Origin of the sequence: Variovorax sp. H27-G14, from assembly GCF_046156345.1 — a bacterium.
Lineage (GTDB): Bacteria > Pseudomonadota > Gammaproteobacteria > Burkholderiales > Burkholderiaceae_C > Variovorax.
The window spans coordinates 162,474-175,036 of the sequence record NZ_JAYLVN010000010.1; the positions used below are offsets into that span (position 1 = coordinate 162,474).

Annotated in this window: 12 protein-coding genes; 10 read left to right on the plus strand and 2 right to left on the minus strand. The window is 68.2% G+C overall.

Annotated elements, in window-relative coordinates:
* Positions 1-16 precede the first annotated feature (16 nt).
* On the minus strand, positions 17-1,399 hold the full coding sequence (locus VLK31_RS22495; protein WP_409170668.1) for a chloride channel protein: 1,383 nt from the start codon (positions 1,397-1,399) through the stop codon (positions 17-19).
* A 106-nt stretch (positions 1,400-1,505) separates the two neighbouring features.
* Between VLK31_RS22495 and ssb the strand changes: the two genes are divergently transcribed.
* Positions 1,506-2,096 carry a single-stranded DNA-binding protein gene (gene ssb / locus VLK31_RS22500; protein WP_409170669.1) on the plus strand — a complete coding sequence of 197 codons (591 nt, stop codon included), beginning with the start codon at positions 1,506-1,508 and terminating at the stop codon, positions 2,094-2,096.
* 144 nt (positions 2,097-2,240) lie between these two features.
* On the opposite strand, the gene VLK31_RS22505 is transcribed toward ssb, so the two are convergent.
* Positions 2,241-2,954, minus strand: coding sequence for a YebC/PmpR family DNA-binding transcriptional regulator (locus VLK31_RS22505; RefSeq protein ID WP_409170670.1), 714 nt, complete (start codon positions 2,952-2,954; stop codon positions 2,241-2,243).
* Between the two features lie 450 nt (positions 2,955-3,404).
* Between VLK31_RS22505 and VLK31_RS22510 the strand changes: the two genes are divergently transcribed.
* The 9 genes from VLK31_RS22510 to VLK31_RS22550 all read left to right on the plus strand — a co-directional run bounded on the left by VLK31_RS22510 (position 3,405) and on the right by VLK31_RS22550 (position 12,561).
* The gene (locus VLK31_RS22510) at positions 3,405-4,187 is read left to right on the plus strand and encodes a helix-turn-helix domain-containing protein (RefSeq protein ID WP_409170671.1); all 783 of its coding nucleotides are present in this window, start codon (positions 3,405-3,407) and stop codon (positions 4,185-4,187) included.
* Positions 4,184-4,660 carry a hypothetical protein gene (locus VLK31_RS22515; protein ID WP_409170672.1) on the plus strand — a complete coding sequence of 159 codons (477 nt, stop codon included), beginning with the start codon at positions 4,184-4,186 and terminating at the stop codon, positions 4,658-4,660. The genes VLK31_RS22510 and VLK31_RS22515 overlap by 4 nt, the downstream gene beginning before the upstream one ends.
* Positions 4,661-4,711: 51 nt before the next feature.
* Positions 4,712-6,295, plus strand: coding sequence for an ABC transporter substrate-binding protein (locus VLK31_RS22520; RefSeq protein ID WP_409170673.1), 1,584 nt, complete (start codon positions 4,712-4,714; stop codon positions 6,293-6,295).
* Between the two features lie 7 nt (positions 6,296-6,302).
* Positions 6,303-7,343, plus strand: coding sequence for an ABC transporter permease (locus VLK31_RS22525; RefSeq protein ID WP_409170674.1), 1,041 nt, complete (start codon positions 6,303-6,305; stop codon positions 7,341-7,343).
* Positions 7,340-8,236, plus strand: coding sequence for a nickel transporter permease (gene nikC / locus VLK31_RS22530; protein ID WP_409170675.1), 897 nt, complete (start codon positions 7,340-7,342; stop codon positions 8,234-8,236). The genes VLK31_RS22525 and nikC overlap by 4 nt, the downstream gene beginning before the upstream one ends.
* On the plus strand, positions 8,229-9,077 hold the full coding sequence (locus tag VLK31_RS22535; protein ID WP_409170676.1) for an ABC transporter ATP-binding protein: 849 nt from the start codon (positions 8,229-8,231) through the stop codon (positions 9,075-9,077). Before nikC ends, VLK31_RS22535 begins: the two co-directional genes overlap by 8 nt.
* Complete coding sequence (locus VLK31_RS22540) at positions 9,067-9,876, plus strand: ABC transporter ATP-binding protein (RefSeq protein WP_409170677.1); 810 nt, start codon at positions 9,067-9,069, stop codon at positions 9,874-9,876. Before VLK31_RS22535 ends, VLK31_RS22540 begins: the two co-directional genes overlap by 11 nt.
* Before the next feature lie 13 nt (positions 9,877-9,889).
* A complete protein-coding gene (locus tag VLK31_RS22545) occupies positions 9,890-11,596 on the plus strand; it encodes a M14 family zinc carboxypeptidase (protein WP_409170678.1) in 1,707 nt (568 codons plus the stop codon).
* 119 nt (positions 11,597-11,715) lie between these two features.
* Entirely contained in the window at positions 11,716-12,561 is an 846-nt protein-coding gene (locus tag VLK31_RS22550; RefSeq protein WP_409170679.1) for an isocitrate lyase/phosphoenolpyruvate mutase family protein, read from the plus strand.
* The last annotated feature ends 2 nt before the right edge of the window (positions 12,562-12,563 follow it).

Sequence of the window (12,563 nt, forward strand, 5' to 3'; positions counted from 1 at the left end):
TAGACCGCCGGGCACTTCAAGGCGAGCGGGCGGACTCTGGCGGCCTGGGCGTGGGGACTTGCGGCGGCGGCGGGTGCACCGGCTCGGTGGTGCCGAGGGCCCGGGAAACCATGTGCTCGGCCAGCGTGTCGTACAGCGGGCGGCTGATCATGCGAGACACCAGGCTGGCCAGCATGGCAGCGGCCATCAGGCTCAGCACCATCGAGTGGCCGTCGACCATTTCCATCACGATGATGAAGGCGGTGAGCGGCGCCTGCGTCACCGCGGCCAGGAAGCCGGCCATGCCCATGGCAATGAGCGCCGGCCCCAGGTCGCTGCTGGCCAGGCGGCCCACCGCGTCGCCGATGCCCGCGCCAATCGACAGCGACGGCGCGAAGATGCCGCCCGGCACGCCGCACCAGGCCGTGAGCCAGGTGGCGACGAACTTCAGCACCGTGTAAAGCGGCGTCAGCTCGTCGTGGCCCTGCAGCATCTGCTTGACCGCCTCGGAGCCCGCGCCAAAGGTGACGCCACCCGTCACCAGGCCGATGACCGCCACCGCCAGCCCGCCGACCGCCGCGAACCGCACCGGAAAGCGCGCACGCCAGCGCGTGAAGCGCTCGGGTGCGCCGGTGAGCGAGGCGATCAGCAGCCGCGCGAACAACCCGCCCGCCGCGCCGCTCAGCAGCGTGACCAGCAGGCCGGGCCCGAGCGCGTCCCAGCCCAGGCGCTGCACGCGGATCACGCCGAAGTAGCTGGTATTGCCGAAGGCCGACACCGCCACCAGGCCCGCCAGCACGATGGCGGTGATGATCAGCCCGCTGGAGCGCGCCTCCAGCCGGCCCGACAGCTCCTCGATGGCGAACACCACGCCCGCCAGCGGCGCATTGAAGGCCGCCGCGATGCCGGCCGCCCCGCCGGCCACCAGCAGCGCGCGGGCGTCGATGGTGGTGTTGGGCGAGAGCCAGCGCCGCGCGTGCTGCATCACCCCGGCCGCCACCTGCACCGAAGGCCCCTCGCGCCCGATCGACAGGCCGGCCGCGAAGCCCGCCACGCCCAGCCCGATCTTGGCGACCGTGAGCCGCAGCGAGGCGAAGATGAAACGCCGTTCCTCCGGCAGGGCCGGGTGCAGCGCGGCCTTGATCTGCGGAATGCCCGAGCCGCCCGCGCCGGGAAAGAAGCGCAGCGTGGTCCAGACAATGCCCGCGGTGATGAGCGGCGTGGTCAGCAGCACGGCCCAGGGCCAGGCGCGGTAGAAGCGGTGGAACTGGCCGAAGGCCCAGTCGCTGGCAAAGGTGAAGCCCACCACGAAGAGGCCGGCCGCAATGGCGTAGCCGAGCACGATGGCCCGGTCGAGCCAGACGCGGCCACCGCGCAACTCGGCGCGCAGATGCTCGAAAAAGTCGGGTTCGCGGTTCATGGGTGAGGTGCATTCTGGCATCCGGGCCGGGGCCGGCCAGTCGCCTTGGGGCACAATCTCCGGTTCTTTTTCCTCCTCCTCCATCTACTTATCAGGGGCAGTGCATATGGCATCGGTCAACAAAGTCATCGTCGTAGGCAACCTGGGGCGCGACCCCGAAATGCGTACTTTCCCAAGCGGCGACCAGGTGGCGAACGTCACGGTGGCCACCACCGACCGCTGGAAAGACAAGCAAAGCGGCGAGATGCGCGAAGCCACCGAATGGCACCGCATCGTGTTCAACGGCCGCCTGGCCGAAATTGCCGGCCAGTACCTGCGCAAGGGCTCCCAGGTGTACGTCGAAGGCAGCCTGCGCACGCGCAAGTGGACCGACAAGGACGGCGCTGAAAAGTACACCACTGAAATTCGCGCCGACCAGATGCAGATGCTGGGCAGCCGTCAAGGCATGGGCGGCCCGTCGGGTGGTCCCGAGGACGACGGTGGTTACTCGCAGCAAGGTGGCGGGGGTGGTGGCGGTTATTCGCAGGGCGGGAACGGTGGCGGTGGTGGTGGTGGGGCCGGCGGTGGCGGTGGCGGCTATGCCCCTCGCCCACCCGCACCGGCAGCCGCACCGCGCGCCCCGGCACCGGCGCCGCGCCAGGCACCTGCCAAGTCGTCGTCGGGCTTCGACGACATGGACGACGACATTCCGTTCTAAGGACCGGTTTTCCCGGCGCCAAACAAAAAGCCGGCCTCGAAAGAGGCCGGCTTTTTGCATTCAGAGGGCGCGTTCAGTCCTCATGGCAGGCCCCCGCGCTGCACCTTGCGCGGGGCCGCCCATATCGCTGCCCGTATCGCTGCCTCAGCCCGCCAGCCCGACAAACACGTTCTGCACGTCGTCGTTCGCGTCGATGGCCGCCAGGAACACTTCGACCTCTTCCAGGTCCTCCGCGCTCAGGCTGGCCGGGTCGACCGGGTTCTTCGGCTTGTAGCCCAGCCTGGCCGACAGCACCGTGAAGCCTTGCGCCGGCAGCGCGCGGCTCACCAGGTCGAGGTCGGTGGGGTCGGTCAGAAACACGGCGGGGTGGCCTTCGCTGGCCGGTTCGAAGTCTTGCGCGCCGGCTTCGATGGCGGCCATTTCAGGGTCGGCGTCGGGCTTGGCGGGTTCGGCTTCGATCATGCCGACGTGGTCGAAGTCCCACGACACCGAGCCCGAGGTGCCCAGCTGGCCCTTGCGGAACAGCACGCGCATTTCAGGCGCGGTGCGGTTCACGTTGTCGGTCAGGCACTCGACCATCAGCGGCACGCGATGCGGCGCAAAGCCTTCGTAGATCACATGCTCGAAATGCACCGCCTCGCCCGTGAGGCCGGCGCCCTTCTTGATGGCGCGGTCCAGCGTTTCCTTGGGCATCGAGACCTTGCGGGCCTGCTCCACCACGAGGCGAAGGCGCGAGTTGCCGGCCGGGTCGGCGCCGCCGCGCGCGGCAATCATGATTTCCTTGGCAAGTTTGCCGAACAGCCGGCCCTTGGCATTGGCCGCCAGGTCCTTGTGTTTCGCTTTCCATTGGGCGCCCATGGCATGTTTCCTTGAATGTGTGTGTGGCCGGGTCTGTCGCTCGCCTGACGCTTGCCTGAATGAATCTTGCAAGACGCGTGGCGAAAGGGCTGTGTGACCGATTGGGGCGACTACTGTAGCCGCAGCGCCCTCGGCTGGGAACCGGTTGACATGGCCGCGACAGCGGCAGGCCTTCTGGCTGCCGATACTTTGGGCATGCACACACAGCCCCTGTTCGCGCCGCGCGCCGAGGCCGACAGGCGCAGCGTGATCGACCACATGGTGCGCCAAGCCACGCCTTCGGCGCACGCGCTGGCCGCGTTGATCAAGCCCTGAGCGCACCGATCGCCCTGATTGTCCTGATCGCACTGACAGCCCTGAAAGCAGCCGCCACCGGCCCAGAGACTCACTAAAAACTACTGCTAAAAAAGTAAAACAATTTTACTGAGACTGCTACACTTTTTCATCACCATGAAAAAAACGCAGCCTCAAAAAGAGCCGCTGAGCGAAAGTGCCGCACTCGCAGGCCGCGAAACCGGGGTGCTTGCCGACATCGGCGAAGCCCTGCGGGCACGCCGCCGCTTGCTGCACCTGAGCCTGGCGGAAGTGGCCGAACGCAGCGAGCTCAGCATCGGCTACATCTCGCTGCTGGAGCGCAACCTGGCGTCGCCCTCGCTCACCGCGCTGATGCGCATCGGCCAGGTGCTGGGCCTGGAGCTGGACTACTTCTTCCAGGCGCGCAATGCCGGCGGCCACCACTTTCCGCAGAGTGCGCGCTCGCCGTTCCAGCTGCAGTCCGGCGGCATGACCTTCGACCGCATCAGCGGCCAGTTTCCAGGCAGCGTGGTCAACGGTCTGGTGGTGACGATTCCCGCGCGGCACAAGTCCACGCCCATCACCCACCCCGGCGAAGAGCTGGTCTACATCCTGAGCGGCAGCCTGCGCTACACGCTGGGCGGCCGCACGGTGCAGCTGGACGAAGGCGACTCGGTGCACCTGCCGTCCACCACGCCGCATTGCTGGGAAAACCCCTTTGCCCAGCCCGCCAAGGCATTGTGGGTGGGCACCGCGCCGCTCTTCAAGGCCGACGGAGGCGACCCCCACGCCGCGCACGACCTGCAAAGCCATGGCTCGCCTACACGGGTGTCCGGCGCCACGGCCGCGGTCAAGGGCCCCACCAAGGCCTCCACCAGAGCACCCGCCAAGGCACTCACCAAGCCCAAGGCCCGCCCCTCCAGGAAGAAAGACGCATGAGCATCAACGCCCGCCCCGTGACCGACTACGAAGCCGCCTTCGCCGCCGTGAGCGACCTGCTCCAGCAGCGCATCGGCCACAAGCTGCTGACCGTGAGCCGCGTGCTGCCCGACGAGGCCAGCGTCGAGCGCATCTACACCACGCAGCCCGAGGCCTACCCGGTGCACGGCAAGAAGCCGCGCGACCACACCGAATGGACCGCGCTGATGGAGCGTGGCGAATGCTTCGTGGCAAGCCAGCCCGAAGACTTCGGCCCGCATTTTTCCGACCTGCCCACCATCGTGCGGCACGGCCTGGGCGCGGTCATCAACATTCCGGTGCTCGAGGGCACCCGAATGCTGGGCACGCTGAACCTGCTGGACGCCGCCGGCGCCTACACCGGCCCGGTGCTCGACGCCTGCGTCGAGGCGCGCGGGCTGGCCGCCAAGGGCTTCGCGCTGTATGAGCAATGGCTCGCGCAGCGCGCGGCCTGATTCGCCCGATCTCTTTCCTTGCCCCTTCTCATCCCTCCCCAGGAGCGAACCTTGGACCCTCGAATTTGCGCGGCAGTTGCAGGCGTCTTTCTCTCGTTGTCCGCGTGGGCCGCCACGCCCAAGGACACGCTGGTGGTGGTCAAGAACATCGATGACATCGTGAGCCTCGACCCCGCCGAGGCCTTCGAGTTCTCCAGCGGCGAGGTGGTGACCAACATCTACGAGCGTCTGGTGCAGTACGACGTGAAGGACCCGACCCAGCTCAAGCCAGGCCTGGCCGCGAGCTGGAAGCCGGCGGCCGACGGCAAGAGCATCGAGTTCACGCTGCGCAAGGGCGCGGCCTTCGAGAGCGGCAACCCGGTGCGCCCGGAGGACGTGGTGTTCTCCTTCAAGCGCGTGCTCAAGCTGAACAAGGCGCCGGCCTTCATCCTGAGCCAGTTGGGCTGGACCGCCGACAACATCGAGCAGATGGTGCGCAAGGGCGCTGGCACTGGAACGGCCGACACCCTGGTGCTCGGCTGGAGCGGCGAGTTCGGCTCGGCCTATGTGCTGAGCGTGCTGGCCGCGCGGCCCGGCGCCATCGTCGACGAGAAGCTGGTGCTGGCCAACGAGAAGGCGGGCGACCTGGGCAACCAGTGGCTCAACCGCAACTCCGCCGGCAGCGGCCCGTACAAACTGAAGCTGTACAAGCCCAAGGAAGTGCTGCTGCTCGAAGCCAACAAGAAGGCCTTCAGCCCGCCCAGGACCGCCAACGTGCTCATCAAGAGCGTGGCCGAGTCCGCCACGCAGCGCCTGCTGCTGGAGTCCGGCGACGCCGACATCGCGCGCGACCTCGCCGCCGACCAGCTCGACGCACTCAAGACGCGCCCTGACGTGCGCATCGAAGACTTCCCCGCGGCCGCCGTGCACTTCATTGCGCTCAACCTCAAGAACGAGAAGCTGCGCAACCCCGCGCTGTGGGAGGCCATGCGCTACCTGGTGGACTACGACGGCATCTCCACGCAACTGCTCAAGGGCCAGATGCGCACGCACCAGGCCTTCCTGCCGGTAGGCTTTGCGGGCGCGCTGACCACCAACCCCTACAAGGCCGACCCGGAGCGCGCCAAGGCCATCCTTGCCAAGGCCGGCATCAACGGCCTTGAAATCGACATGGACCTCATCAACACGCAGCGCTTCATGGACATGGCGCAGTCGATGCAGGCCACCATGGCCAAGGCGGGCATCAAGCTCAACCTGCTGCCCGGCACCGGCGCCCAGGTGCTCACCCGCTACCGCGCCCGCAAGCACGAGGCCATCCTGCTGTATTGGGGCCCCGACTTCTTCGACCCGCATTCCAACGCGAAGTCGTTCGCGTACAACGTGGACAACAGCGACGGTGCGTACCAGAGCACCACCACGTGGCGCAACTCCTGGCTCGTTCCCGATCTGTCGGCCAAGACCATGGCGGCGCTGAAAGAGGTCGACCCGGCCAAGCGCGCCGCGGCCTACCAGGGGCTGCAGCGCGAGGTACAGGCCAGGTCGCCGTTCATCATCACCTTCCAGGAGCAGAACCGGGTGGCCCTGCGCAGCAACGTCAAGGGCTACGTGCAGGGCACGGTGGCCGACCTGATCAAGTACGACGGCGTCACCAAGTAGCACGGCCATGCGCAAGCCCTTCGCTCTGGCCGCTCCGGTTGCTCCGGCCGCCCTGTTGCGCTCCGGCCTGTCCTTTGCACTGATGTTGCTGGTGCTGCTGCTGGTCACCTTTTTGATCGGCAAGGCGGCGCCCATCGACCCCGTGCTGCAGGTGGTCGGCGACCGCGCCTCGCCCGAGGCTTACCAGGAGGCAAGGCAGCGCATGGGGCTCGACCAGCCGATCGCCAAGCAGTTTGTGCGCTACGTGAGCGACGCGGTGCAGGGCGACCTGGGCCGCTCCACCTCCACGGGCCGCCCGGTGCTGGAAGACCTGCGCCAGTACTTTCCGGCCACGCTGGAGCTGGCCACGCTGGGCATCGTGCTGGGCGTGGTGTTCGGCGTGCCGCTGGGCATGCTGGCGGCGCACCAGCACAACCGCTGGATCGACCAGGTGCTGCGCCTGATCGGCCTGCTGGGGTATTCGGTGCCGGTGTTCTGGCTCGGGCTGGTGGGGCTGCTGGTGTTCTACGCCAAGCTGGGCTGGGTCGGCGGGCCGGGGCGGCTGGACGACGTGTACCAGTACACGGTCGACAGCTGGAGCAACCTGGTGCTGGTCGACACGCTGCGCGCCGGCAACGTGGAGGCCTTTCGCAACGGGCTGTCGCACCTGCTGCTGCCGGCCGCGCTGCTGGGGTACTTCTCGCTGGCCTACATCTCGCGCATGACGCGGGCCTTCTTTCTTGAAGAGCTGGGCAAGGAGTACGTGATGACGGCGCGCGTGAAGGGCGCCTCGGAGCTGCGGGTGCTGGTGTGCCACGTGCTGCCCAACGTGGCCGCGCCGCTGGTCACGGTGATCGCGCTGTCGTATGCGGTGCTGCTCGAAGGCGCCGTGCTGACCGAGACGGTGTTCTCCTGGCCCGGCATCGGCCTGTACGTGACCAATGCGCTGTTCAGCGCCGACGTGTCGGCCGTGCTGGGCGGCACCTTGCTGGTGGGCCTGTGCTTCGTGGTGCTCAACACCGCGTCCGATGTGTTCGGCTACCTGATGGACCCGAGGGCCCGCTCATGATGCTTCGACAGGATTGGTGGCTCAGCGAGGCGCCCGCCTCGGCCTTCCAGGCGCGCTGCGGGCGCTGGTACCGCATGGCCCTGCGCACGATGCGCAGCCCGGCCATGGTGTTCGGCCTGGTCATTCTGGCGGCGATGGTGCTGGCGGCCGTGTTCGCACCGTGGCTGGCGCCGTTCGACCCCAATGCGCAGAACGTGCAGCAGCGGCTGCTGCCGCCGGGCGCCACGCACTGGCTGGGCACCGACCAGCTCGGGCGCGACCTGCTCAGCCGCGTCATCTACGGCACGCGGCCCACGCTGCTCATCGTGTCGCTGGTGGCGCTGCTGTCGGCGCCGCTGGGGCTGCTGCTGGGCATGTGCGCGGGCTACTTCGGCGGCTGGGTCGACACGCTGCTGATGCGCGTCACCGACATCTTCATGGCCTTCCCGCGGCTGGTGCTGGCGCTCGCGCTCGTGGCGGTACTGGGGCCGGGCATCGTGAACGCGGTGATCGCCATTGCCATCACCGCATGGCCGGCCTACGCGCGCATTGCGCGCACCGAGACACGCACCGTGCGCGGCAGCGACTTCATTCAGGCCGCCAAGGTGCAGGGCCTGCGCACCTCGCGCATCCTGTTCGGCCACCTGCTGCCGATCTGCCTGCCCTCGACGGTGGTGCGCGTCACGCTGGACATGGCGGGCATCATCCTCACGGCGGCCGGCCTGGGCTTTCTGGGGCTGGGCGCGCAACCGCCAATGTCGGAGTGGGGCGCCATGATCTCCACCGGGCGGCAATACATCTTCGACCAGTGGTGGGTGGCGGCCGTGCCCGGCGTGGCCATTCTGCTGGGCAGCCTGGCCTTCAACCTCGTGGGCGACGGCTTGCGCGACGTACTGGACCCCAAGAATGGCTGAGCTGCTCATCGAAGACCTCACGGTGACCTACCCGACGGCCAGCGGGTCGGTCGACGTGGTGAAGTCGCTGTCGTTGCGCATGGGCGCCGAGCGCATCGGCATCGTGGGCGAATCGGGCTCGGGCAAGTCGATGACGGCGCGCGCCATTCTGGGCCTGGTGCGTTCGCCCGGCCGGTCCACGGCCAGCCGCATGACCTACGACGGCGCCGACCTCACGCGGCAGACGCCCGCGGGCTGGCGTGCCATTCGCGGGCGCCGCATCGCCATGGTGCTGCAGGACCCGAAGTTCTCGCTCAACCCCGTGCTGCGCGTCGGCAGGCAGATTGCCGAGGCCGGCCTGCTGCACGGCGTGTTCAAGCCGGCGCAGGCGCGCGACCGTGTGCTGCAGATGCTGCAGACCGTGGGCGTGGACCACCCCGAGCGGGTGTACGACGCCTATCCGCATCAGCTCTCGGGTGGCATCGGCCAGCGCGTGATGATCGCCGCGATGATGATGGCCGAGCCCGGCCTGCTGATTGCCGACGAGCCCACCTCGGCGCTCGACGTGATGGTGCGCGGCCAGGTGCTGGAGATGATGGACCGCGAGATCCGCAAGCGCGGCATGGGCCTGCTCATGATCAGCCACGACCTGAAGATGGTGGCGCATTTCTGCGACCGTGTGCTGGTGATGTACCGCGGGCAGGTGGTGGAGTCGTGCGCCGCCAAAGACCTGTTCCAGTCGCAGCACCCCTACACGCGCGGCCTGCTCAACTGCATGCCCACCGGGCAGAACCCGGGCCAGCCGCTGCCCACCATCGACCGGCAACTCATTCAGGACACGGTGGCCCGTCATGCGCAGTGAAACCTCTGCCGCCGACTCGTCGCAGACAGCCATCCGCTGTCACGGGCTCGATGTGTTCTACGGCCACGGCGCGCAGCGCCATCAGGCGGTGAAGCAGGCTTCTTTCGAGGTGCGCAAGGGCGAGTCCTTCGGCGTGGTCGGCGGCTCCGGCAGCGGCAAGTCGACCCTGCTGCGCGTGCTGGCGGGGCTCGACGGCGACTGGCAGGGCGACGTCGAGGTGCTCGGCCACCGCCGCGTGGCCGGCGTGGCGCCGCAGCGCGAATACCGCCTGAAGGTGCAGATGATCTTTCAGGACCCGTTCGGCTCGCTGCACCCGCGCCACACCGTCGACCGCTGCCTGAGCGAAGCCATGCGCTTTCACGGCTTCGATCGCATCGAGCAGCGTGTGGTGTCCGCGCTCGAGCGCGTCGGGCTGGGCAAGAGCTTCCGCTTCCGCTTTCCCCACCAGCTGAGCGGCGGCCAGCGCCAGCGCGTGGCCATTGCGCGCGCGCTGGTGCTGGAGCCCGAGGTGCTGCTGCTCGACGAGCCCACCTCGGCGCTGGACGCCTCCATCCAGGCCGAGGTGCTGAACCTGCTGATGGAAGTGCGCCGCGACCTGGGCACCACCTTCTTGTTCGTGAGCCACGACCTCGGCGTGATCGCCCACATGTGCGAGCGCGTCGCGGTGATGCGCCAGGGCGTGGTGGTGGAGACGCTCGCGGCCGCGCAGATCACGGCCGGCCAGGTGGCGCACCCCTACACCCGCGAGCTGCTGGCCAACTGCTACGCCGCGCAGCCGCTGGACCCTGTTGTTGCGTGAACGGAGCTTCTTCATGACAGTCGACCCTGGCACCCTTTACACCACGCCCTTCGAAAGCGGCAACGCCAACCAGACCACCACCTGGGCCGAGTGCGTCGCCTTCTATGAGCGGCTGGCCACGCATTTCCCCGGCGTGCTGCAGTGGAAGCAGATCGGCGTGTCCGACACCGGCGTGCCCATGCATGCCGGCGTGGTCAGCGCAGACGGCGTGTTCGAACGCGAAGCGCTCCAGCAGCAGGGCCGCCCGGTGTTCTTCAACAACAACGGCATCCACCCCGGCGAGCCCGAAGGCATCGACGCCTGCATGGCACTGGTGCGCGACTTCTGCACGCAGCCCGAACGGCTGGCTGCGCTGGGCGACACGGTGTTTCTCTTCATTCCGGTCTACAACGTGGATGGCTGCCTGAACCGCCAGAACACTTCGCGCGTGAACCAGCTCGGGCCCGAATATTCCGGCTTTCGCGGCAACGGCCGGCACCTGGACCTGAACCGCGACTTCATCAAGTGCGACAGCCTGGCCGCGCAGGTGTTCAACCGCTTCTTCACCGCGTGGTGCCCCGACGTGATGGTCGACACCCACACCTCCAACGGTGCCGACTACGCCTGCACCATGACGCTGATCCCGACCCAGCCCGACAAACTGGGCGGCGCGCTGGGCAGCTTTCTGCGCGAGCGCATGCTGCCCGCCATCTACGGCGACATGGACTGGCGCGGCTGGCCCACCTGCCCGTATGTGAACCTGCTGGCCGAGACGCCCGACGACGGCATCGAAGACTTTCTCGACCTGCCGCGCTTTTCCACCGGCTACGCCGCGCTGCACCACACCATCGGCTTCATGCCGGAGACCCACATGCTCAAGCCCTACGCCGACCGCGTGGCGGCCATGCGCACGCTGGTGGAGGTGGTGCTGAGCTTCACCGTGGCGCATGCGGCGCGCATTCAGCAGTTGCGACGTGAGGCCCGCGCCGCATCGGCGCAGCAGGCGCGCTGGCCGCTGGTATGGCGCAACGACCGCACCCGGCCCGCCAGCCTGCGCTTCAAGGGCTACCAGGCGGTGCGCACGCCCAGCAAGCTGGGCAGTTACGAGCGCCTGGCCTACGACCGCAACCAGCCGTGGGAAAAAGACATCGTGCACTTCGACCGCTGCGTGGAAGACCTGGCGGTTTCAGCGCCCAAGGCCTACCTGGTGCCGCAGGCCTGGCGCGAGGTGATCGAGCGGCTGCAGTGGAACGGTGTGGCCATGCAGCGCTTGGAGGCGGACCGGCTGTTCGATGCCGCCCGGGTCTATCGCATTGAAAGCGTCACGTCCCGTGCGAACGCCTACGAAGGCCACATGTTCCATGACCAAGTGGTGCTGTCCACGGACACCGAGCCCTTTCAGGCGCGCGCGGGCGACATGTGGATCTCTCTCGACCAGCCCGGCGCCCGCTACGCCGTCGAGACGCTGGAGCCCGAGGCCCACGACAGCTTCTTTCGCTGGGGCTTCTTCAACAGCGTGCTGGAGAAGAAGGAGAACTTCTCCGACTACGTCTTCGAAGACACCGCGCTGCAGATGCTGGAAGACGAACCCGCGTTGAAGGAGCAGTTCGCGCAGTGGAAGGCAGAGAACCCCCAGAAGCTGTCCGACCCGCAGGCAGTGCTGGGCTTTCTTTTTGCGCAGGGCCGGCGGCATGCGGAGCAGGAGTGGCGGCGGTATCCGGTGGTGGCGCTGATGAGCTGATGCGCCGATGACCTGAGCCCTGCTGGCCGGCAGCCAGGCAAGGCGCAATTTTTTCCAAGTGCTGGCGTCCGCGCGGCTTTAGGCTGAGGTTTCTCCCAAACCTTTTCGGGCCACCGCACATGCATTCCTCCGATTTCCGCCGGCAAATCGACACCTTCCACCACCTGCACGCGGCCACCGGCCCGCTGGTGCTCGTCAACGCCTGGGACGCGGTCAGCGCCCGCATCGTCGAGCGCGCCGGCGCCGCGGCCATCGGCACCACCAGCGCGGGCATGGCGTGGTCGCTGGGCTACGCGGACGGCGAGCGCATGCCAGTCGGCGAATTGCTCGCGGCCTGCGCGCGCATCTGCCGCATGACACGGGTGGCTGGCGTGCCGGTGAGCGTGGACATCGAAAGCGGCTTCGGCGCCAGCACGCAGGCCGTGGTCGATGTGGTGGGCGCGCTGATCGACATGGGCGTGGCGGGCATCAACATCGAGGACGGCACCTGCGTGGACACCGGCGAATTGGCACCGGCCGACGTGCTGTGCGAGCGCATCGCCGCCATCCGCCAGCTGGATGCGCGCTTCTTCATCAACGCGCGCACTGACGCCTACTTCGTGCGCTGGGACGACCCGGCGGCGCGCTTCGAGGAGGCGCAGCGCCGCGCGCGGCTTTATGCGGCGGCGGGCGCGGACGGCATCTTTGTGCCGGGCATGGCCAGCCTGGAGGAAATCGCCGCGTTGGCGGGCGAGGTGCGCCTGCCGCTGAACGTGTACGCGGGCTACGCCGGTGCACCGACGGCAGACGCCCTGGCGCGCGCAGGGGCGCGGCGCATCAGCCTGGGCTGCGGGCCGCTGCAGTCGGCGCTGGGGCTGGTCGGGCGCATCGCCACGCAGGCCTTGGCGCACGGGCGCTTCGACGCAATGGGCGAGGGGATGCTGTCGGTCGGGGAGATCAACGGGCTGTTTCCCGCGACGCCCTGAGC